Genomic DNA, 21,537 nt, shown 5'->3' with positions numbered 1-21,537 from the left:
ACGAAGCTTAAAGATCCAGCACCAGCAATTGCTCACTCTGCGCCGGCACCGCGCAGCAAATCAGCACCTGCCCCGCTTCCGGCAGGTCTGCCGGGGGCTGTGGATAATTCACCGCGCCACTGACCAGACGTGTCTTGCAGGTGCCGCACGAACCTCCCCGGCAACTGAACTCGGGGCGCAGGCCACGGCTTTCTGCGAGCTCCAGCAGACTGCCGCCGTCCGGCTGCCAGCGCGCCTCTTTGGCAGAACGCTCGAACATCACCGGCACTGACGTGATGGCGGCCGGTGGTTGCTCGATGACCGCCGCATCCGGGTCCGGCTGGCGCTTGAGCGTCGACGGGCCGAAGGTCTCGGCATGGATCCGTGCGTCGCGAATGTCCAGCTCGCGCAGACTGTCGTAGACACTTTGGGTAAAAGCGCCGGGGCCACAGACAGCAAAATCGATCTGGTCGTAATCCTCGACCTCCAGCAGATCACGCAGCAGTGCCCGATCAATGCGCCCATGGCGGTCGAAATCTTCGCCTTCATGCACGTCGGCCTCCGGCTGACTGAGCAGGCGAATCACCCGTACCGCATCGCCAGCACTTTCCAGCACGCGATCGATTTCCTCGCGAAACGGCTGATCGGCCAGGCTGCGCGAACTCTGCAGCAACCACGTCGGCCGGATCCCGCGGGTGCGCAGGCCTTGATATACCACCTCGCGCAGCATCGACAGCAACGGCGTGATACCAACCCCCGCCGCCAGCAGCACCAGCGGCCGGTGTTCCAGCGGCGCCACCGTGAAGTGCCCCTGTGGCGCCCGTGCCTCAAGAACATCGCCGCCCCGGATCTGCTGGTGCAAATGGCCTGAAACCAGGCCCTCGCGTTTCACACTGATGCGCAGGAAATCATCCGATGGCGCACTCGACAGGCTATAAGTGCGAATATGCGTTTCACCATCCAGAGTGAAGCGCAACGGCAGATGCTGGCCAGCCTGAAACACCGGCATCCCTGCGCCATCGTCCGGTTGCAGATAGATCGAGCGGATGTGCTGGCTCTCCCTTTCGATGCGGGTCACCCGCAGCGGCCGCCAGCGGTCACCCAGCGCTTTGGCCTGCAAGCGTGCATCGGCCTGGGCCCAGGTGCCGGTCAGCAGACTGGTGGGCGACATGCCGTCGAAGCGCCAGCGCAGGGCCAGTGCCGCCGGGCGCCGCACCAGTTTCTCTACCTCGAATGTCCACAGGCGCTCGGCGCCCTGGAACGCTTCGATCTGCGGCCCGTCGAGGATGATTTCGGTCCGCCCGCTCAGTTGCAGCACATCGCCTGTGGAAAAGTCGATGAACAGCAGGCCGGCCTTGGGATTGAGCAGCAGGTTGCCGAGGGTGTTGAAGTGCAGATTGCCGGCAAAATCCGGGATGGTCAGACGATTACCTTCAACCCGGACAAACCCGGCCTGCCCGCCACGATGGGAAACATCCACCGCACGTTGTCCGTCCACATCGACGTAACTGGCGACGAAGAAGGTATCGGCGCTTTCGATCATGGCTCTGGCTGCGTCATCAAGACCGTCGTCGTGCTGCGCTGGCCGCGTCTGCGGATCGCCCAGCGGCACGCGCTGGAACTGGCGCAGTTGAATGTATTGCGGACAGTTGCCGAAAGCCTGATCCACGCTCACCTCGAAACCCTGCACGGTCAGATTGTCGACATGACCGTTGAGGCGATTGCGGCGGCGGGTATGCAACTCAATGCCGAGCAACCCGATCGGCTCGCCATTGCGCAATTGCGCCGGATCATCGGCAGCGGGTTGGCTGGCGAAATGCAGATGCTCGGGATCAGGCGAATGCGCAAATCCCGGCGCGCCTTCGAGCACACTGGCCCAAGGACGCCCGTCGGTATCGACCGCGCCGTACAGCATGAACGGTAACTGCTCATAAAAGGCGCGGTGCTGATCCGGCATCCAGTCACGAATCACTTTTCGGCCGAAGGCCTCCATGCGCTCGGCAACGCCGACATGGGCCTGCAGTTGTTGCTCGCCAGCGTGCCACGGTGAACGTTCCATCACGCATCTCCCCGCGCCGCCGGCGCATTGTGGATAACTCGATCAGATCGGGCCGACCTCTCAGGCAGTCTTTTGCAGACCGGCGACCGTGCGCGGCATGCCGACAAAACCGGGCAAGGCTTCGATACGCGCCAGCCAGGCACGCACGTTGGCGTAGTCGTCCAGCGACACGTTGCCTTCCGGCGCATGGGCGATGTAGCTGTAGGCGGACACGTCGGCGATGGTCGGCTCGCTGCCGGCCAGATACGGGGTCTTGCCCAGTTCCACCTCCATCACTTTGAGCAGGTTGTGCGCACGGGTAATCGCTTCTTCAGCATTCAACTGTGCGCCAAACACCGTCACCAATCGTGCAGCAGCAGGTCCGAAAGCAATCGGCCCTGCAGCGGCCGACAACCAGCGCTGCACCTGCGCCGCGCCGACCGGATCGGTCGGCAGCCAGCGGCCATTGCCGTACTTGAGCGCCAGATACACCAGAATCGCGTTGGAGTCGGCCAGCACCACACCGCTGTCGTCAATCGCCGGCACCTGGCCAAAACTGTTGATTGCCAGATACGGCGCCTGCTTGTGCTCGCCCTTGGCCAGATCGACCAGGATCAATTCGGTCGGCAACTGCAGCAGGGACAGCATCAGCTCTACCCGATGGGCGTGGCCGGAACGTGGAAAGTTGTAGAGTTTGATCGCTTGCATGGTCGACTCCGCTGGAGAGGGCGCCGTTCGGGATGGCAGCGCCGATGGAGGCCATCTTCCACCCTTCTTCAAATCAACAGAATCACCAGCAATCGCAATCAATTATTTCACTGCATGAAATAACGCCGCGTTCTGCAGCGCCGGATGTTCTCGCAGCACCTTCACCGCGTGGTCGACAAAACTGCGCACCCGCGCTGGCGCTTTGCGCCCGCCCTGATACACCACATGGATCGGCAGTGGCGGCAGTTCAAATTCGGCGAGGACGATTTCCAGCTCACCGGTCGCGATTTTGCTGGCGACCTGATAAGACAGCACCCGGGTCAGCCCCAACCCCAGGCAGGCCGCAGTAATCGCCGCCTGGTTGGCGGTGACCACCAGCCTTGGTTCAGGCCGCACGCTAAGCGCTTCGCCCTGATCCACAAACGGCCAGTTGCGCAACTGGCCGATGGCTGAGGTTGCCACCACTGGCGCGCCGGCCAGCGCCTGCGGATGCGCGGGACGGCCGTGTCGAGCCAGATAGGCCGGCGAACCACAGATCACCCGCCGCACTTCGCCGACCCGGATTGCATGCTGATTGCTGTCCGGCAACTCACCAATGCGCACCGCGACATCGATGCCCTCCTCGACCATGCTCACCACCCGATCGACCAACAGCGCATTAATCGAAACATCTGGATACTGCGTCAGATAACTGGTCATCAGGGGCGTGACAAACAACTCACCGAACAACACCGGCGCGGTCACCGTCAATTGCCCACGCGGCTGGGCATGACTGCCCGCCGCCGAATCCTCGGCTTCCTGCACCTCGGCGAGAATTCTCCGACAGTCTTCCAGATAACGCTGACCCGCTTCGCTCAGATGCACACTGCGTGTGGTACGGATCAGCAACTGCGTGCCGATACGCTGCTCCAGCGCTGCAACCGCGCGAGTGACACTGGCGGCGGACAAGCCAAGACGCCGCGCCGCTGCCGAGAAGCCCTGCTCCTGGGCCACGGTGGCGAAGATCTGCATTTCCTGGAAACGGTCCATGGATGTCCTCGATTCAGATACAAAAATCGCAGCCAAGGCTGCGATTTTTGCGGGTGGTTACCAACAACATAGTTTGACTCAGCCCCTCCCGTAAATCGGGGTCTGTAGGATGATTCGGGGTAAAGGCAACAGCAACATAGATTGACACAGACAGGTCGCACTTCAAATACGGGGCTCGATTGGTAACAACATAGATTGACACAACAGCGAGAGCGTTCATACAGGCCGAAATATTATGTGAGCGCGACCAGTCACTCACCTGTGTGGGAATAGCGTTTTTCAGCACAGGCTGAGTGCGATGTCTAAATCCGTGCGCAACCTTCGACCGGTCCCCATCAGCACATAAACTGTGTTTTTTGTTCTAAATAAGTAGTTGTGGGTTAAGGAAACACCCAGCGATGTTCGGACCCAATCACCAGGCGGGAAGCGGCCTTGACTGTCTTGGATAACAGTCAAAGCGTAAACGAGAGCAGGTATTAGCTGTCTATCCGTAATGGCTTTTCGCTGACGTGGTGTAATGTCGAGATCCAATATTGCCCAATCAGCAACAAGACAATAGGCACTGGAAGGAAAATGCAGACTGGCGAGGTCCACAGCATCTGAGGTGGTAAGTTGGCAACCATCTATTTTCTCACCCGCAGAAAGCACTGAAACATAATCTGCCAAATTCATTTGTACCTCCTGCCGATCAAAAAAACCGATTCGAACGAGAAGCATCATTCAGCTTAGCTCCCAGCGGATCACCAGGTTCCGATGCCGACGGATAGCAGCAGGGTGATCTCATGGCTGTTCCGTCTTCTCCCTTCCTCTCACTGAACGGGATGATTTCTATCGAGCTGTCACCGGATAAAGTGGTTTGCGCCAGTACCCAGCTATGCCATTGGCGCGCGTGATCCCTACCTAGCGGTAGGTGCCAATGTGGGTGACCTAGTGCTTCATGGATGCCCGTGCATGCCGTATTCGGCAAGGCGACGCCGGTATAGGCGCATGAATCCATGGTACTCAAGGAGCGGTAGAAGCCGTTTGGCTGCGACTGAATCAAAATGACATGCCCTCAGACACTTGAATCAGCATTTCTTCAACTAGATGTGTGCCAAAGGTTGTAGTGACCATCGCCGATGGGCTTTCTCCCAAAAAACGGGCTTTGGGTTTGGAAAGCCATTGTTTAGCCTTCCCTTTGTCACCGAAGATCACCTCGGCCATAGCAGTAACATGTGCAAACCGGAACAGGCGATCACTCTCATGCAACGTTAAAAGCTGATTGGCTGACAGTTTTGTTTTGAGCGTTTTGGGGTGAATGATTCTGTCGCGTTCTTCGTTGGAGAGGGTTCCATCATCACAAAGCATTTTGATCAGGCTGACCGAGAAGCCAGCTACTATCATGTCGTGAATGTCCAGATCCGAAGCATTGACAGAGATATGAAGAAGCGTCTCCAGACGCATGCGGTAAGCATGATAGGCATCCTGACGCAGGGCGCCAGCAAACATGGGCCGCACCGATGTTGAGTTGCGCACGGGCGTCAGGACTAATGTGCCATTTAATACCGTTAGCTCCAGGTCGTCCCCAACACCTAACCTCATTTGGTCAAGCAACTCTTGAGGCAGATCAATGATGATGTCGCCAGTACCGTCCTCAGTTTTCTGGCATTTGACTATCCAGCGCTCAGTTTCACTCATGATCGTCCGGCCCTCATCCGCCATCAGAGAATGACACACATCATTATGCTTGGGCCCAGAGCTGACCAAAGGAACGCGCAATCCGCTGGTAGACAGGCACTGCCGCTGCTCGAAGCCCGGATAGCGAGTGAAACAGCAAAAAATGGGCAATGGCTATACCTGCCTTTCCACCTTCACATGGCTAAGAGCCTGAGCGTAATCAGGTAACTACACAAAAGGATATGACATGCACCCTGATGAGCTTTATGTTTCCGTCGACGTCGAGACTTCTGGGCCTATACCAGGCGAATACAGTCTGCTTTCCATTGGAGCTTGTCTTGTAGCCCAACCTGAAACGTCCATCTATCTTGAACTACGGCCTGACAGTCCGAAACACGACCCCGAAGCGCTGGCAGTATCGGGGCTGAGTCTGGAGAAGCTGGAGAGCGAGGGCCTTGCTCCGCAACAGGCGATGCTGACATTTGATCAGTGGCTGAAATCGTCCTGCCAAACGGGGCAAAAAGTCATTTTCGTAGGACTCAATGCACCGTTTGACTGGTCATTCGTCAATTACTACTTCCACAAATACCTGGAAACCAACCCCTTTGGTTTTACAGCTATCGACATGAAGGCCTATTTCATGGGAGCTGTAGGGTGCAGCTGGCAGGAAACAAAATCATCCAAGATGACCGCTGCGCTGAAGCCACTCAGCGAACCGAACCATAACGCATTGGATGATGCCCGCTTTCAGGCAGAGCTCTTCGCACTAATGCTAGCGGGTAAAGGTAAACGCTGACCTGCGTTCCACCGCACGGACTTGAAGCTCATCTGACCCAGGTTGCCTCAACATATCTGCCGTCCCTGAACGACCACGCCTTGATACCTTCTGGTTTTTCGGACTTGCCGACAATAATGGCTATTGGGTGCGGCAGATCCTGCGTGTAACGTGCAGCAAATTTGGAGAAACTTCCGATGTCTGCCGGAGAGATCACCGGAACGGATTGGGGGTGCGTATGCCAATAGCCCACCAGACGTAACCCTTGTTCGTTGGCAGCCTGGATCTCCTGACGGCACCGCTCCGCATCCAACTCTAGCCAAGACCAGCCTGACCGATCGGCGCGATGAGGCAACGTGGCCAAGGCCAGCAGCAACCCTTTCGGATCAACCGGGTTGACGAATAACTGTCCCCCTCGCTCCACGCCAAAAAGGCCCTGCCGATGGCTATCCAAGATGTCCGCGACAGCTTGGGACACCAACAGCTCGGAATTCACCTCCGGCCATCGCCAGCGCCATGCGATATCCGTCATACCGTTTCGTCCTTATCTTCCGGCCATCCGCGCTCGAGTAGGATCTGCTGCGCCCCCTCTGGCAGCTTGGGCCCATGGTATTGGCCTCCTAGGCTCAGCACATCTTCAGGTCTGTAAATGCTGCTGACCCAAGATGCAGTGGCGATGTTGCCGGTCAATGCGCGTAAGGCCGTGTGCGACACCATGGAGGCGATATTGGTCATTCCCAGCGAGCCGCCTGGGATGAAGCTCTCGCCACACGCGGGCAGTGGAACAACACCGCCTCCCGGCCACTCTGTAAATCTATGCAGAAAATCGCCGACGTCCGTGAACAACTGACGGCCATCAAAGGTGCCGGCTGGTGCGAATAGAGCATGGCCTACCTGTGTATACGGTTCGCTCCAGGCTTGTAAAAGCCCCCAAGGAGCGCCGCTTGATTTGGCTCGCCATACAGTGACCTCCGACTGCCAGTCTGCTGTCGTGATCACCACCAGATCTGCGTTATCAAACACTTCTGGTTTGCTGCTCATCACCACTTCGGCAAAAGTCGCATAAGCGGTACATTCTGTCGTCGGAAGATCTAACAGAATCTTGTCCCTCAACGCTGAGGCTTTCAGTCTCCCTAGGCTATCCGCTCCCAGTACGTGCCTCCCCAGATTGGCTGACACCAAAGTGTCAGGATCGATGAGGGTTAGGTGGCCGACACCGGATCGTGCCAATTGTATTGCCACCGCACTGCCTAATGAGCCAACGCCAACAAAAACGACTCGAGCATTTTCAAGGTGCTGTGCAGTGCCACTTATATCGCGGGATAGAATGGACGCTCGATCAAGCACGTCCAGGGCAGTTGCTCGGACGAGCGCCGGAGGATGTGCATTTGCGATAGCTGGCCGACGGCGCGCTGTACGCAAGCCAAACTTTGCCCCCCGCTCCTGCTGTACGCCGAGCGACCGCACATTGAGGCAATATGTTGGAGCATCTGCCCCTCCTGGAAGCTCGAGAACAATCCATCGACTCGGCAACGTTCCATGCAGCTCAAACCATGCCAGCAATTGCTCGGCATCGTCTGGTTGAAGGTGTGGCGTGAGCCACAGCAATAAATCTTCGGGATCCGGGGTGCGTATGTCCGGATAAGTCTGAAGCTTGACGTAAAAACCGGGAGTTTCGGCCGCGCGAATGACAGCGGAGCGCCCGACAACCCGTCGGTAATGTCCTTTGAGTGCAGCTACGTTCGATGCTAACCAAACCGTTTCCTGACCGGATGGCACAGCTCGGCGCGGATCGCTGAGCGCAAACAACTGCGAGGCAGTCTGAGGTCGATCCAACAGTAAGAGGTTCTGGAATGACTGACCATGCTGAAACGACCAGTAGGTAGTGATCTCATTCTGAAATTCGATATCGCGCGTTGCCTGGCTTGATCCCATCTTGGACAACGAAACGATCTGGGCCAAGCGAGCAAGGCTGTCCTCTACCACGACCTCCGGGGAGCCCATGATGGGGCGTTCCTGAAAGCCATGAAGGCAAAGCCCCGACTTGGTGGCATGCGGCCAAACCAGCCATGGAGAGGGTTCGACGTTTAGGCGCAAGAGCCCACGGGGAAAGTTGGAGGGGAAACCAATACGCAGTCGCCGCTCCTGCCCCGTGTAATCGATGGGCAAGGGGAAGTAAAAGCACGCCGCTTCGTCAGCCCGCATGGGTGCGGGCTGGAGCAATGCATCGGCAGCATCCTGACCTAGGGTGTTTCGCAGTGCGGCGATTCCGCGCTGCAATGGCGTCTTAATAGGATCAGCCAAGGCGTCCAACTGGCTTTACGCTCGACTGAGAGGTTCCGCCACCGCTAGCCCCTCCGAAGAGCGAACCCATCGAAGCAGAGTTTCGAGTAGTGCCATCCGGTCGACCGGGCATCGTCCAATTCGCAGGGATTTCATTGTTCACTGCCGTGATTAACGCCGGCGCAATACCGAAATTCTTTTTCACTGCCTCGGCAAAGGAATCATTGGATTCAAAACTTTCCAAACCCAATGATACGGATGCACTGGCGTCCGCATGCCACTTGGCAAATGCTTGACGATAGCCTTGCCCCTCGCCTGGTCGATTCCACTTTTCTGCAAAGTTTTCGCCGTTATCGGCAGGGTTGCAGACAAAGCAATCGTTACCTCTATGCGCGATGTGCTGCGGCATTCTGCGAACGATTTCCAAAATTGCATCGAGCGGAGCCAAAGGCTTCGACTGCGATTCCTTTACGACATCCAGGTATGCGTGAGTAGCCAAAGTGGTAATGACCACAGATATGGGGCGAGTATCAGCGCTCCTTGTGTTGATGGCCCATTCATCGCGATGCCGCTTGAGCAGCTTAATGGTCGCACGCAGGGGATCTTGATCGATGTAATCCTGATAATGCGGCAATGGATCTTGTGTCGCGGCATCGAGCATCCGCTGGTTTTTGGCAACTACCAAGCTTTCCAGAGAGATTTCCTGGGCAGAAGCAACCTGCAACCAGTTCGAGTAAGGGATAGGGCTGCTTGCTTTCCACCCTGTGACCCGATCCGGAACCTCCAGCTTACCCTCGCCGTTTGCTTCGCCATTTCCGTTGATCGCGCGGGCAGGCGTGACATCAATGTGGAAACCTGGATTTTCGTCGGCATAAACGATCCGGATGCCACGACGTAATTGCTTAACTTCTTCCTGAACGCGGGAGCCTTCCCTAAAACGCTGCTCAATCGCTTCTAGAACTTCCTTCGCACCAGCGCCTTGAGCGTGAGGGAGCCAGATAATCGCGTCCGCATCAATGGTGTCCAGATCCGCAGGCGCGCCGGGGATTGGCTTGATGGTCGTTTTCAGCCGCATCGAGCCTTGCACAAAGATATGGGCCTCAGCGAGCAGCGGGTTGTCGGAAGCCGAGAGGATTTTTTCCAGTTGGGAGTAGCGGTCATTAATTTTTTCGTACTGCGCTTCCGACAGCGAGATTTCCCGCGCAGCGCGAAGCAGAAAATATTCCCAACTGCTGCGCTTGGTCTGTTCGTTGCTCAACAGCATTTACCTAGCCTCCTGGGCCACCGAGCCCAATTGCAGTGTTTGCGTAAACCGATCTTGGTTTTCTTTGTCCCGATCGAAGATCAGGTACGTATGTTGATGCTGCGTTGTGAGCAACGCGCCAAACTCGATGGCCAATGCCGCAGGAATAGCGGCGAAGACGTGAATAGGGTCAGGAGTCGAAGCTTCAAGCTGGCTCAGTCGTATTTGAAGTGCGTCACGAAAGGCATGAATCACCCGACGGTTTTGTACCATCGCATAGCTTGGCTCTGGGATCGACAGCTCTGCAATACGTGCACCGGGTAGAGCGTCGGAAACGTCGCGAACTGGAACTTGCGCAGAAATGGAGAGCACCAACGCCAGTGGACCATCGCCGTTGGGTGGAGGCGTAAACAGAAAACTGGGCGGCTCAGCAGACTGATCGGGCCAGCGCAAAAGATGCTCGCGGTGAAAAGAGAAGATTAAGCGTTTGGAACGATCGCCGATGCTCTGGCCCAACATCATCAAAGCTGGGATATCGGCCAAGCCTACTACTGCTAGCGCGGGCGAGTCGCCATAGGTGCCGCCGCGACGCTTGAGTTGCTGCTCCAGCTCATACTGGATGCTGTCTTTGACGTTCTGCCAATAGGCAGTGTCCCTGCCGCGCGGTCCGGGCGCAGGGAAGGCAATTTTGATGCCTTGATCGAAGGCGGTTAATCCCTCCGCAGACATCGCAGTCAACAGATCGCGAACGGGAATATCGTTGATCGTCTGGAAATGCTGACTCTGGACAATGAGAGGAATCGCTCTGCCACCATCAGGGGTCGTTGCGGCGATTCGGATGCGCTCTAGGTATGCTTGGTGTAAACCACTCAAATCATTTTCAGGATAACCGTCTGCGTCACGATCAATTTTGTCATGACAGCCTGGGCATAGGAGCATCAGGTTAGCAGTATCGTTCGTGTGCGCCTCAGCATCATGATCCGCGCGTCCCCGAGGACCTTTGGGGCTGGCGGGCAGGATATGCGCCACTTCGCCCCATTTCATTGGCTTGCCGGCACGATAATCGAACGTCAGATCCGTGCCGCACAGTTCACAATGACCAGCGGTCTGTGTCCATACGATCCGCTTCGTCTCATCATTTGTGTTGAAGCGCCCGCTTGCGGGTTTAGCGTCTTCTTGTTCTGCCATTCCGACCTACCCCAGAGAACATCCATGATTGAAAACGATGATGGCAAGATAAGATCATATTAAGGTCATTCGCCTCGATTTCAAGAGTGATCTGAGGGTGACGAATGCTGAGTCGGCTTTGAGCAGGATGCTGTTTGTGGCTCATCGAAACGCAGTGGCGGCAGCGTTCGTTTTTCTGGCAAGTGCAGGTGGGTAACGGCACTGACCACAGCGTATGTATCGAAATTAGCGAGTTTATGCAAAAGACATAAACTTGCTAATTTCGATACATACCGCGTGTAGGACCGATGAAAACGGGCTGTGCAGCTCAAAAGAGGCTGCAAGCGCAGCCCCTTTTGTATGCATTTTTACGCGTCAGTGCTTGCCGGGCTCAACGGACAAGTGTCGACGACGCATGAGGTGATAGGCCGCCGGGATCACAAACAGCGATAGCAAGGGCGCCGTAACCATACCTCCAATCATCGGGGCGGCAATGCGGCTCATCACCTCGCTGCCGGTACCGCTTCCCAAAAGTATTGGTAACAAACCAGCGATAACCACCGCAACGGTCATGGCCTTGGGTCGAACGCGCTGCACAGCGCCTTCACGAATCGCGGCCATCAACCCGCGTTCTGTGTTGTCACCGAGGTCTTGACGCTCGGCCCAGGCATTTTTCAGGTAGAGCAGCATGATCACGCCAAATTCGGCAGAAACACCGGCCAAGGCGATGAAGCCGACCCCGGTGGCGACCGACAGGTTGAACCCCAACAGATAGAGGAACCATGCCCCGCCAGTCAGGGCGAATGGCAGAGTGGCCATGATCAGCAGGGCCTCATCGAAGCGGGCAAAAGTCAGGTAGAGCAGCACGAAGATGATCAACAGCGTGGCAGGCACCACCAATTTGAGTCGTGCGTTGGCCCTTTCGAGAAACTCGAACTGCCCTGAGTAACTCAGGCTCATGCCGGGCTGCAACTTGACCTGTTCACTGACGACCCGACGCAGGTCGGCGACTATCGAGGCAATGTCCCGGCCACGCACGTCGATGTATACCCAACCGGAGGGCCGTGCATTCTCGCTCTTGAGCATCGGTGGGCCGTCGCTGACCTTGACCTTCGCCACAGTGGCGAGGGTGATCTGGCTCCCTAGCGGGGTGTAGATCGGCAACTGCTCCAGGGCGCCGAGCGAGTCACGCCACTCCCGAGGGTAACGCACGTTGATCGGGAAACGTGCGAGCCCTTCAATGGTCTCCCCGACGTTCTCACCGCCGATAGCACCGGCCACGATGGATTGCACATCGGCGATATTCAGTCCGTAGCGGGCGGCGGCTTTTCGGTCAATATCCACGTCGATGTAACGCCCACCGGTTAATCGCTCGGCCAAAGCCGAACTGACACCCGGTACGCCCTTAGCCACTCGCTCGACTGCCTGAGTCGCAGAATCGATTTCTGTCAGGTTGGTGCCGGCAATCTTTACACCAATAGGACTTTTGATCCCCGTAGCCAGCATGTCTATTCGGTTGCGAATTGGTGGTATCCAGATATTGGTCAGCCCAGGAACTCGCACCACTCGGTCCAGCTCTTCCACCAGTTTTTCCTGAGTCATGCCTGGGCGCCAATGCTCCTGTGGCTTGAACTGGATGGTGGTTTCGAACATCTCCAACGGCGCCGGGTCGGTGGCAGTTTCAGCACGACCGGCTTTACCAAAGACATGTTCGACCTCCGGCACGGTCTTGATCAGGCGGTCGGTCTGTTGCAGCAGTTGCGCCGCTTTCTGCGCCGACAATCCCGGCAGAGCCGAAGGCATATAGAGCAGGTCGCCTTCGTCCAAAGGCGGAAGAAACTCGCCACCCAAGCGCGACATTGGCCATAGTGCGCTGATAAAAACTAGCAACGCGACCAACAGCGTGGTCTTCGGTCGTCGCAAGACTGCATCCAGAGCCGGCTGGTAGATCCGGATCAGCCAGCGGTTCAACGGGTTCTGTTGTTCACTGGGAATTCGTCCCCGAATCCAGTAGCCCATCAACACAGGCACCAAGGTCACTGACAATCCCGCCGCTGCGGCCATGGCGTAGGTCTTGGTGAAAGCCAGCGGGCCGAATAGCCGCCCCTCTTGGGCTTGCAGGGTGAACACCGGAATGAACGATAGGGTGATGATCAACAAACAGAAGAACAGTGCTGGTCCAACTTCAGCCGCCGCTTCGGTCATCACGTGCCAATGACGTTCGTCCTTCAGTTCCTCCCCCGGATTGGCCATGTGCCAAGCCTCAACCTTCTTGTGCGCGTTTTCAATCATCACCACGGCAGCGTCGACCATGGCACCGATGGCGATGGCAATTCCGCCCAGGGACATGATGTTGGCGTTGATCCCTTGATAACGCATCACGATGAAGGCGATCAGCACCCCCACCGGCAGGGAGATGATTGCCACCAGAGATGAACGCAGGTGCCAGAGGAAGATGCCACACACCAACGCGACGACGATGAACTCTTCGATTAGCTTGTGGCTGAGATTTTCCACGGCGCGGTCGATCAGCTTGCTGCGGTCGTAGGTGGTGACAATTTCTACCCCCGCCGGCAAGCTGCTTTTCAACTCGTCGAGTTTGGTCTTGACCGCCGCAATGGTTTCGCGGGCGTTCTTGCCGCTGCGCAGAATTACCACGCCGCCGACCGTCTCGCCTTTGCCGTCGAGTTCGGTGATGCCACGCCGCATTTCCGGACCCAATTGGATCGTGGAGACATCGCCAAGGGTCACCGGCACACCGCCCGATCCCAGCTTGAGTGGGATCGCCCGAAAATCATTGAGCGTTTTCAAGTAGCCGGAAGCCCGCACAATGAACTCGGTCTCTGCCATTTCCAGGACGGCGCCACCGGTTTCCTGATTGGCCTTGCCGATCGCTTCGGTCACCTCGGCCTGCGTGATACCGAGGCTGGCCAATTTGAGTGGATCAAGCTGCACCTGGTACTGCTTGACCATCCCACCCACGGTGGCCACCTCGGCAACGTTGGGCAGAGTCTTGAGTTCGAACTTGAGGAACCAGTCCTGAAGTGCACGAAGTTGCGCCAGATCGTGTCCGCCACTGCGATCTACCAGCGCGTACTGGAAAATCCAGCCAACGCCTGTCGCATCTGGCCCCAACGCCGGTTTGGCGCTGGCTGGCAAGCGACTTTGTATTTGGCTCAGGTACTCCAACACCCGCGAGCGGGCCCAATACAAGTCAGTACCGTCTTCGAACAGCACATAGACAAAGCTGTCACCAAAGAAGGAGTAGCCGCGCACGGTCTTGGCGCCAGGCACCGAAAGCATGGTGGTGGCCAACGGATAGGTCACCTGGTTCTCGACAATCTGCGGTGCCTGTCCCGGATACGGGGTGCGGATGATCACCTGAACATCGGAGAGATCCGGCAGCGCATCAATGGGCGTGCTCTGTACCGACCAGATGCCCCAAGCCGTGACAAACAGTGTCGCCAGTAGCACCAGGAATCGGTTGGCTACTGACCACCGAATCAGAGCAGCAATCATAGCTGGCCCCCTGATTTCTCTAGACGCTCAACACGCAAGCCATCGTCGGTTTGACTAACAGCAATCCGGACCTTGTCGCCCGTTTTGAGGCCCTGCATCAGCGCCGGATTGGCGAGCGGGAACGTCATCGTCATGCCAGGCATGCCCAGCGTTTTGAAAGGACCATGGGCGAGCGTGACTTCTTTGTCGTTGATCTCAACGATCTGCCCATCCGCTTCATGAAAACTGGAGACTGCTGCGCTGGGTGGTGACTCTTCCTCCGAGCTTGCAACGATGCCCTTGAGACTGGCCTCCGAGTCGAGCAGGAACTGGCCAGAGGTAACCACCTTCTGGCCCTCTTCCAGACCTTTCAAGATCGCCGTCTTGTCATCGTTTTCCTGCCCGATCAACACTTCAACAGGACGATAGCGGCCAGCGTCTTCAGCAAGCATCACCAGAGCACGTCGACCGGTGCGAATGACGGCCTCGCTCGGCACCCACAACACACTTTGCTCCGTTGAACGATTGAGGCTCACTCGTGCGGTCATACCCGGCCTGAGAAGGCCTTCTGGGTTGGGTAACTCGACGCGTACGCGAAGGGTGCGGCTATCCGGATTGGTTTCCGGAAGAATCGCGCTGACGACGCCCTTGAGCACAACCCCAGGGAACGCGGGCAAATGCGCCTCTGCCGTTTGCCCCATGAGGATCGATCCAGATTCAGTCTCCGGAACGGCCAGGGCCAGCCAGACGCTACTCAAACCATTAACGCGTGCCAGTGTCTCGCCGGCGGCCACCGTCATACCCTCGCGCACATTGAGCTCTTGCAGCACACCACTAATAGGGCTGGTGAGGGTAAAGTTTGGTTGGACTTTGCCACTGCGCTCTACTTGAGCAATCGATGCCGCCGGCATCCCGGTGAGCCGCAAGCGCTGGCGAGCCACGGCCAGCAAGCCTGTATCGCCACTGCGCTTGAGTGCGAGAAACTCCTCCTGAGCCGCAGCCCACTCAGGTACAAGGATATCCGCCATGGCGGCATTGGCTTTGATCACGTCGCCAGGAGCATGGGCATACACGCGCTCGACGAAACCCGCCGTACGGGCTTGAATGACGGCGACGTCCCGTTCGTTGAAAGCCAACACTCCGACAACGTCCAGACTCGAAGCAAACACACCTCGACTGACGGTAGCCAGTCGCACACCGAGGTTCTGGGTCAGGCTTGGATCAATGCGAACAGTGTCACTGTCCCCCTTGCTATCCGCGTACTGAGGGACCATTTGCATGTCCATGAAGGGCGACTTACCCGGCTTATCGAATTTCTGTTGTGGGTACATGGGGTCGTACCAATACAGAACTTTGCGATCGACTGATGACTCAGGCTTCTGCTGCGGTGCTGCATCCGGTACCGAGCTCACCCCCGGTTGGGCCAACCAGTAACCACCGGCAACCCCCAAAGCAACTGAGATGCTGACAACAAATACCCCTTTCCGTGTTCTAGAGATCATTGAGCGGACTCCCCATAGGCGAAATACAGGCGAGCGCTGGTGAGAGCACGCTGCTCTTCAACATCAATCTGCTTGAGACGGGCTTCGATAAGCTCGCGCCGAGCAGCCACGACGGAGTTCAAATCGCCTTTGCCGGCGCGGTAGCTGGCCATGCTGAGCTCGACCTTCTCCTTGGCCAGAGGCAGCAGACTGTCCTGGGTTCGGCGAACGGCACGATTCAAGCGTTCATAATCGGCCAGCTCGTCCTCCAGTTGCTGGGTACGCTTGCGTGACAGGGCTTCCCGCTCGGCCTCTAGCTGGTTGAGTTCAGCGTGCTTGGCCGCAATTTTGGGGTTTTGCCGAGAGTCAGGAAACAGTGGTAGATCCCAGGAAAATTGCACACTGACCATGTCGCCGAACTGTCGGCCGCGATTCTGATAGTCGACTTCCCAGCTCCAATCCGACTGTTTTTCCGCTTCGGCTTCACGGACCTTGGCTTGCGCTTCGCGGGTCATTGGCGCAAAAGCTGCCAATTCTGGATGATGTTGCAGCTTATGAGAGTAGTCAGAGGCTTCGACAGGCCATTCAGGCAAGCTGCCCACAGGTTTGTCATTGGCGGCTGGTCCAATCCAGCGCTTCAGGGCAGCTCGGGCCTGCGCTCTCTGACGAATCAGATCGTCCTGCTGCTCTTCCAGTTGTGCCGCTTCCTGTTTGGGCGTTACTGCATCAGCAGGTTGAGCGCGGCCGCCGGCAATTTGTGCCCGGACGGTATCGGCCAGCAGACGGTTTTCTTTGTAGAGGTCCTGGAACAGAGTGTCTTTACGCTCAACCGAGTAGCTGTTGATCCAGGCCAACGCCGTGGCCTGACGAACCTTTAGACGTTCGACCCGGCGCTCAGCGGCGGCGCGTTCAATGGCCGCATCAGCGACCTCGATTCGGGCTTTGCGCTTGGCGCTGCTGGGCATCTCCTGACTGACTCCGACCATTCGCATAGTCATGAAGTCTTGGTCGATGCTCCAGCGATCCGGCCCCCCAATGGGGTAGTTCTGTACGCCTAGCAGCAACTTGGGATCGGGTAGTTCACCAGCGGGGATGGCCGCACTACTGGCAGCCTGAATTTTCGCGTCTTGTGCAGTCAGCGACGGCGCATTGTTTTCAGCCAGCTGCAAAGCTTCATCGAGTGTCAATGCGGCAGCGAGACTCGGCAATGCCAGTACGCTTGCCGCCAGGCCGGCCACGAGGGACCACCCTGTGCAATAGCACTTGGAGTTCATGTTCACGATTCCTGTGATGATCCACTGCGCGCTTCATCAGACATGCACGCAGATATGCCATCCCGCTAACGCGGAATGAGGCTCAGTGTGGTACAGGAATCAAATGCGGGGCGGTCGCCATACCCCTGAAGGGGTTTGGACAGGATGGGAGTCTATGGAGATGGACGCTTCGAGGGGGCTAGATAGGGGGACCAGAGGCTTGATGATAGAGACTTGCAGCATGCCGCCGGTCTTACACTCCTGGCCCGGCTTGCAGGGTTTACCATGCTCGGTGGGACTTTTCATGTCATGGCAGCAGTCTTGGCCCATGCCGTCCATCATCGCCATGCCCATGGTTTGCATGGGACACGGCTCTGTCGGCGCCTGAACACCCGCCATCCCACTGAGGGGAAGCGCCAAGCTAATCAGGAATATCAGGCAAAACCGTACATAGCGTGTCATGGACTGAAGTGTAGCCAGTAGAAATGGTGCTAACAATCCCGTTCCCGGCTTCTTGGTTAGCTGCCAGAAACCTCTATTGCGCGCTCATTTCCATTTCAGGACTTAGCGTGCCTAACCATGCGACCAGACAGATGATGAGGATTGCCATCAGGAATTCGAATTTCATGCTGCGGCGCAAGGCATTAACCGCTACAGAGTATTGACCATTGCGAACTGAGCGCTCCAACTGCGGGCTTAAGTGAAAGCGGTTCAGTGTGGCTAAAACGATCATCCCGGCAAAGAGCAGGATCTTCAAAAACAGCAGCTGACCATAGGTACTCAGCATGACCTCATCAAGGTTTGGACCGACGATGAAAAGGTAATTCACGACTCCCGTTACGCTTATGATCGCAACAATCACACCGCCGGCCGACTCAAAGCCAGTCAGCACGCGGGCAAGAATTCGTGCTTCCTCCTCGCCCTTCAGCGATTTCAACCGCAGCAGTAGAGCGAAGGCCGCTAGAGCACCCAACCAGCCACCTGCCGCTAATAAATGGAAAATATCGCTCAGAAAATGCCAGTAGCGGCGGCTGCCTTCGTCCATGGCACCGTGCCCTGTCCAGGCTAGCGTGGCCAACGCGATTGCTCCACACACGGTGACGATCCAGAGGCTGGGTGTCGGAAATCGTTTATTCAACGCGACGCCCATAATTGCCCCAACCAAGGCGGCTATTCGGACCATCCAGGTCAACCCAACGTCGGTGCCCATGATGACCATTTCAAAAATGTGGTGATGTAGCTCCATAAGCTCCGATACACCGCTCATTGCTTTCGCAAGCAACAACATCGAGGCAAGGGACAGAGCTACACCTGCAACAGAAGTACCGTAAAGAAGCGACTCAAAATTCAAGACCGTGCCCGATACCCTTTCTTTTCCCCTGAGACTGTACAAGCCAAATATGGCCAATCCAAATAACAACATCAGGTCAAAATAGAGAGCAAAGCGAACCACAATATTTATTGAGTCGCTCATGGATCATTTCACTTTGAAGGAAAAGTTGCCGGTGATCGGGTGGGTGTCCGAGGAAACTGCACGCCATTCAACTTTGTAGGTACCGGTCGTCAGAGGTGCAGCCGGCGTAATCACCATCGTTTTCGGATCACCGCCAGCAGCGACGGCGGCCTTTACACCCATTGGAGAGTTCGGCATGCCAGGCATATCGGTCATGATCAGTTTTGCACCGGAAAACTGAGTGGTGAGATTCTCGGAAAAGTGCAGTTCAATTTTCGAAGGGGCCGCCGCATCCGAGCCTTCCGCCGGAGTGGAAGAAAGGAGCTTTGGATGTGCTTGAGCTACGGCACTCAGAAGCAAACCAGCAGTAAGTGCAACAGCTACGGTCGTAGTTTTAAGGAATGACATGCAAGACTCCTCACAGCAAGAGCTGTTGATTTGAGGTTTGTTTGGGAAGAACTAGTTTGTAATTTTCAATTTAAAACCACTGATGGTTAACTCGGAGCTTCCATCTCTAGTGCAGGTTGAACACGAACATCTCGCTAAGCCCCAACGTCACAGTGCAAGAACACGATGCCACACGAACGCAAACTGTTCGATTACATTTCAGTCAGCTTGACACGCTGTTTGGGATCGAATTGGCGAAGGTCACAAGTCTTAGAAACGAGACCGCACGCCGCAAATACTGGGGTATTCACTCATTCAAAAAATTACGAAACTGGATGCAGGCCCAAGTCGCGCTAACGCCGTTGATCACAAATGCGGCATTGCTCAGCTGACCTGCAAGTCAACACTAGGAAACTCGAGATGAAAGGCCGTTTTACCGTCACTTGACGTACACCAGATTTTGCCATCATGCGCCTCAATAATTGATCGGGTAATCGACAAACCTAGCCCTGCGTTGCTTGGGCTTCCTTCCCTGCGCGCTGGGTCCACGCGATAAAAACGATCGAAGAGCTTTTCAAGATGTTCGGGGGCAATGGGTTCACCCTGGTTCTCCACGACGACCAATATCGACATCTCCTTCTGGAGGATTTCGACACTGATCATCTTCCCTTCCGAGGTGTAGCGAAGCGCATTAGAGAGCAGGTTAGATATAGCTCTGTGGAGCATAAGGACATCGCCTCGGACGCTGCCCCTTCCTGAAACCTTCAGTTCTATCCCTCGCTCATCTGCCAAAAGACGGTAGTATTCAAGCAGTTTCTCCACGACTTCCACCAAATCTATTGGTTTGTTCTCGTGGGTGATCAGACCATTGTCTGACTTCGCCAGAAATAGCATGTCATCAATCATCCGACTCATACGCTTCAAGTCATCAAGATTTGAGTACAGGTTGTCTTCGTAGTCTTCTATATCCCTTTTTCTTGAAAGCACGACTTCGGTGTGGGTCATCAAGTTGCTTACAGGAGTCCGTAGTTCGTGGGCAATGTCTGCGGAAAAATTCGATAACCGGACAAATGCATCGTCGAGTCTGGACAGCATTGCGTTAAAGGACAGCACCATTTGCTGAAGTTCTTTAGGAACAGGCGCTAAAGGGATGCGCTCTTTTAGTGATTTTGCTGACATAGAGGCGGCGACCCGCGTGACCTGGCGAATAGGCCGCATGCCACTGCTTGCTACCATCCAGCCAAGCGCCGCACTGACCAACGCGCTAATTACCAGCCCTATCCAAAACCAGCGCTCAAGCGTCTCGAAAAAAGACATATGCTGAGTAACGTCAAAGATCAAAATGACTGTCAACGGCTTGTCTTGCCCCGTTACAACGGCTTGTGCTGTCACGCCACGGAACATCTGCTCTTGCTCCCGCCACTCCCAGACGTTGTTGTTTGTGGTTGTGCGGAACTCCTTCGGAATATCTACCGGACCGGGATCTGCGAACAGCAGCTTGCCTTCACCATCGATTATTAGGGCCGTCAAATCACGGTGAGCACCCAGCAGCGCTTCCAACTCAGGCTTAAATTCGCTGAATTGATCGATGGTGTTCAACCCCGACAAAATTCTCTGGGTCGAGTGGAGCTTTTCGTTCAATGCCTGCTGATCCAGCATCTTAAAGTGATGCCGACTGAGGTTGTTGAAACTAAGTCCGGCGACCGTAAGCACGGCCGTTACCGCGAGCATGAACATCAGACTCATGCGAGTTGTCAGGGACATCCGATTCATTCCGACTCCGAATCAGGCGCGTCTAGCATGTAACCCATTCCCCTCGAGGTATGAATCAACTTGACCTCAAAGTCGTCATCTATCTTGGCCCTCAACCGTCTAACCGCAACCTCGATAACGTTGGTGTCGCTATCGAAGTTCATATCCCAAACCTGGGAAGCGATAAGTGACTTTGGCAGCACCTCCCCACGACGTCGCAGCAATAGCTCAAGCAACGCGAACTCTTTGGCCGTAAGGTCAATTCGCTTGCCTCCACGAATGGCTCGACGCTTGAGGAGGTCCACTTCCAGATCAGCCAATTTCATGTAGGTTTGCGAAGGCGCGCTGTTACCGCGACGCAGCAACGTTCTGACTCGAGCAAGCAATTCAGAAAATGCGAAGGGTTTGATCAGGTAGTCATCTGCGCCGAGTTCAAGTCCTTTAACTCGATCTTCAACGCGGTCTCTCGCTGTGAGAAAGAGCACGGGGACGTCTTTCCCGGAAGCGCGAACCTTCTGCAGAACTTCCCAGCCATCCAATCCAGGCATCATGACGTCGAGAATCAACAGGTCATACGCTTCGCTCAAAGCGTGCTGAAGCGCCTCTTTTCCATTAGTAAAACGATCAACATTGAACCCCGCCTCGGTGAGTCCTTGCTGCAAATAGATACCTATTTTTGGTTCGTCTTCAGCGACAAGAAGTCTCATGAGGTCGTTCTCTGATAGTGATGAAGCGGAGTCTGCAACGAAAACCGGCAGCCAACCAGCAACTGACAGAAAAGTAATATTGGCTTCAGGTAGATGTCAGCGAGCGCTGTCTAGGGTTCAAGCATGAG

Annotated in this window: 18 protein-coding genes; 1 reads left to right on the top strand and 17 read right to left on the bottom strand. The window is 56.1% G+C overall.

Annotation, left to right across the window (positions count from 1 at the left end; all coding sequences use genetic code 11):
• Positions 1 to 7: 7 nt before the first annotated feature.
• The 5 genes from V3W27_RS01075 to V3W27_RS01055 all read right to left on the bottom strand — a co-directional run bounded on the left by V3W27_RS01075 (position 8) and on the right by V3W27_RS01055 (position 5,431).
• The gene (locus V3W27_RS01075; RefSeq protein ID WP_330205737.1) at positions 8 to 2,038 is read right to left on the bottom strand and encodes a pyridoxamine 5'-phosphate oxidase family protein; all 2,031 of its coding nucleotides are present in this window, start codon (positions 2,036 to 2,038) and stop codon (positions 8 to 10) included.
• 60 nt (positions 2,039 to 2,098) lie between these two features.
• Positions 2,099 to 2,725: a glutathione S-transferase family protein gene (locus V3W27_RS01070; RefSeq protein WP_123585950.1), complete on the bottom strand. Its 627-nt coding sequence runs from the start codon at positions 2,723 to 2,725 to the stop codon at positions 2,099 to 2,101.
• Between the two features lie 102 nt (positions 2,726 to 2,827).
• Positions 2,828 to 3,754, bottom strand: coding sequence for a LysR family transcriptional regulator (locus tag V3W27_RS01065; protein ID WP_330205736.1), 927 nt, complete (start codon positions 3,752 to 3,754; stop codon positions 2,828 to 2,830).
• 279 nt (positions 3,755 to 4,033) lie between these two features.
• A complete protein-coding gene (locus V3W27_RS01060; RefSeq protein WP_155418777.1) occupies positions 4,034 to 4,474 on the bottom strand; it encodes a DUF6957 family protein in 441 nt (146 codons plus the stop codon).
• A 318-nt stretch (positions 4,475 to 4,792) separates the two neighbouring features.
• Positions 4,793 to 5,431, bottom strand: coding sequence for an antitoxin Xre/MbcA/ParS toxin-binding domain-containing protein (locus V3W27_RS01055; protein WP_230679725.1), 639 nt, complete (start codon positions 5,429 to 5,431; stop codon positions 4,793 to 4,795).
• A 226-nt stretch (positions 5,432 to 5,657) separates the two neighbouring features.
• Between V3W27_RS01055 and V3W27_RS01050 the strand changes: the two genes are divergently transcribed.
• Positions 5,658 to 6,206 (top strand): 3'-5' exonuclease, encoded by a 549-nt coding sequence (locus V3W27_RS01050; protein ID WP_032901853.1) that lies wholly within the window; start codon positions 5,658 to 5,660, stop codon positions 6,204 to 6,206.
• 28 nt (positions 6,207 to 6,234) lie between these two features.
• On the opposite strand, the gene V3W27_RS01045 is transcribed toward V3W27_RS01050, so the two are convergent.
• The 12 genes from V3W27_RS01045 to V3W27_RS00990 form a co-directional block, all read right to left on the bottom strand.
• A complete protein-coding gene (locus V3W27_RS01045; protein WP_032901850.1) occupies positions 6,235 to 6,717 on the bottom strand; it encodes a Mov34/MPN/PAD-1 family protein in 483 nt (160 codons plus the stop codon).
• Positions 6,714 to 8,498, bottom strand: a complete 1,785-nt coding sequence (locus tag V3W27_RS01040) for a HesA/MoeB/ThiF family protein (RefSeq protein ID WP_047304352.1) — start codon at positions 8,496 to 8,498, stop codon at positions 6,714 to 6,716. Before V3W27_RS01040 ends, V3W27_RS01045 begins: the two co-directional genes overlap by 4 nt.
• The gene (locus tag V3W27_RS01035; protein ID WP_047304353.1) at positions 8,482 to 9,732 is read right to left on the bottom strand and encodes a nucleotidyltransferase domain-containing protein; all 1,251 of its coding nucleotides are present in this window, start codon (positions 9,730 to 9,732) and stop codon (positions 8,482 to 8,484) included. Before V3W27_RS01035 ends, V3W27_RS01040 begins: the two co-directional genes overlap by 17 nt.
• Positions 9,733 to 10,899 (bottom strand): SAVED domain-containing protein, encoded by a 1,167-nt coding sequence (locus V3W27_RS01030; protein ID WP_047304356.1) that lies wholly within the window; start codon positions 10,897 to 10,899, stop codon positions 9,733 to 9,735.
• A gap of 354 nt (positions 10,900 to 11,253) precedes the next feature.
• Positions 11,254 to 14,397 (bottom strand): efflux RND transporter permease subunit, encoded by a 3,144-nt coding sequence (locus V3W27_RS01025; RefSeq protein ID WP_047304359.1) that lies wholly within the window; start codon positions 14,395 to 14,397, stop codon positions 11,254 to 11,256.
• Positions 14,394 to 15,878: an efflux RND transporter periplasmic adaptor subunit gene (locus V3W27_RS01020; protein WP_047304361.1), complete on the bottom strand. Its 1,485-nt coding sequence runs from the start codon at positions 15,876 to 15,878 to the stop codon at positions 14,394 to 14,396. Before V3W27_RS01020 ends, V3W27_RS01025 begins: the two co-directional genes overlap by 4 nt.
• Complete coding sequence (locus tag V3W27_RS01015; protein ID WP_326427872.1) at positions 15,875 to 17,131, bottom strand: TolC family protein; 1,257 nt, start codon at positions 17,129 to 17,131, stop codon at positions 15,875 to 15,877. Before V3W27_RS01015 ends, V3W27_RS01020 begins: the two co-directional genes overlap by 4 nt.
• 99 nt (positions 17,132 to 17,230) lie before the next feature.
• Positions 17,231 to 17,572 (bottom strand): hypothetical protein, encoded by a 342-nt coding sequence (locus V3W27_RS01010; protein ID WP_080896087.1) that lies wholly within the window; start codon positions 17,570 to 17,572, stop codon positions 17,231 to 17,233.
• A gap of 73 nt (positions 17,573 to 17,645) precedes the next feature.
• Positions 17,646 to 18,584, bottom strand: a complete 939-nt coding sequence (gene copD, locus V3W27_RS01005) for a copper homeostasis membrane protein CopD (RefSeq protein ID WP_042556867.1) — start codon at positions 18,582 to 18,584, stop codon at positions 17,646 to 17,648.
• Between the two features lie 3 nt (positions 18,585 to 18,587).
• Positions 18,588 to 18,971: a copper homeostasis periplasmic binding protein CopC gene (gene copC, locus V3W27_RS01000; RefSeq protein WP_042556868.1), complete on the bottom strand. Its 384-nt coding sequence runs from the start codon at positions 18,969 to 18,971 to the stop codon at positions 18,588 to 18,590.
• 363 nt (positions 18,972 to 19,334) lie between these two features.
• The gene (locus V3W27_RS00995; RefSeq protein WP_047304366.1) at positions 19,335 to 20,723 is read right to left on the bottom strand and encodes a heavy metal sensor histidine kinase; all 1,389 of its coding nucleotides are present in this window, start codon (positions 20,721 to 20,723) and stop codon (positions 19,335 to 19,337) included.
• Positions 20,720 to 21,409, bottom strand: coding sequence for a heavy metal response regulator transcription factor (locus V3W27_RS00990; RefSeq protein ID WP_047304368.1), 690 nt, complete (start codon positions 21,407 to 21,409; stop codon positions 20,720 to 20,722). The genes V3W27_RS00995 and V3W27_RS00990 overlap by 4 nt, the downstream gene beginning before the upstream one ends.
• Between the last annotated feature and the right edge of the window lie 128 nt (positions 21,410 to 21,537).

This window comes from Pseudomonas sp. AM14(2022) (genome assembly GCF_036346455.1).
GTDB lineage: Bacteria > Pseudomonadota > Gammaproteobacteria > Pseudomonadales > Pseudomonadaceae > Aquipseudomonas > Aquipseudomonas putida_A.
Note: the sequence above shows the minus strand (reverse complement) of the source record. Positions and strands in the feature narration are given on the sequence as shown.

Coding starts and splice junctions, on each gene's coding strand:
- V3W27_RS01025 (WP_047304359.1), bottom strand. CDS start 14,397: ATGATTGCTGCTCTGATTCGGTGGTCAGTAGCCAACCGATTCCTGGTG.
- V3W27_RS01010 (WP_080896087.1), bottom strand. CDS start 17,572: ATGACACGCTATGTACGGTTTTGCCTGATATTCCTGATTAGCTTGGCG.
- V3W27_RS01060 (WP_155418777.1), bottom strand. CDS start 4,474: ATGATGCTTCTCGTTCGAATCGGTTTTTTTGATCGGCAGGAGGTACAA.
- V3W27_RS01030 (WP_047304356.1), bottom strand. CDS start 10,899: ATGGCAGAACAAGAAGACGCTAAACCCGCAAGCGGGCGCTTCAACACA.
- V3W27_RS01065 (WP_330205736.1), bottom strand. CDS start 3,754: ATGGACCGTTTCCAGGAAATGCAGATCTTCGCCACCGTGGCCCAGGAG.
- V3W27_RS01075 (WP_330205737.1), bottom strand. CDS start 2,038: ATGGAACGTTCACCGTGGCACGCTGGCGAGCAACAACTGCAGGCCCAT.
- V3W27_RS01055 (WP_230679725.1), bottom strand. CDS start 5,431: ATGAGTGAAACTGAGCGCTGGATAGTCAAATGCCAGAAAACTGAGGAC.
- V3W27_RS01070 (WP_123585950.1), bottom strand. CDS start 2,725: ATGCAAGCGATCAAACTCTACAACTTTCCACGTTCCGGCCACGCCCAT.
- V3W27_RS00995 (WP_047304366.1), bottom strand. CDS start 20,723: ATGAATCGGATGTCCCTGACAACTCGCATGAGTCTGATGTTCATGCTC.
- V3W27_RS01015 (WP_326427872.1), bottom strand. CDS start 17,131: ATGAACTCCAAGTGCTATTGCACAGGGTGGTCCCTCGTGGCCGGCCTG.
- copD (WP_042556867.1), bottom strand. CDS start 18,584: ATGAGCGACTCAATAAATATTGTGGTTCGCTTTGCTCTCTATTTTGAC.
- V3W27_RS01035 (WP_047304353.1), bottom strand. CDS start 9,732: ATGCTGTTGAGCAACGAACAGACCAAGCGCAGCAGTTGGGAATATTTT.
- copC (WP_042556868.1), bottom strand. CDS start 18,971: ATGTCATTCCTTAAAACTACGACCGTAGCTGTTGCACTTACTGCTGGT.
- V3W27_RS00990 (WP_047304368.1), bottom strand. CDS start 21,409: ATGAGACTTCTTGTCGCTGAAGACGAACCAAAAATAGGTATCTATTTG.
- V3W27_RS01020 (WP_047304361.1), bottom strand. CDS start 15,878: ATGATCTCTAGAACACGGAAAGGGGTATTTGTTGTCAGCATCTCAGTT.
- V3W27_RS01045 (WP_032901850.1), bottom strand. CDS start 6,717: ATGACGGATATCGCATGGCGCTGGCGATGGCCGGAGGTGAATTCCGAG.
- V3W27_RS01050 (WP_032901853.1), top strand. CDS start 5,658: ATGCACCCTGATGAGCTTTATGTTTCCGTCGACGTCGAGACTTCTGGG.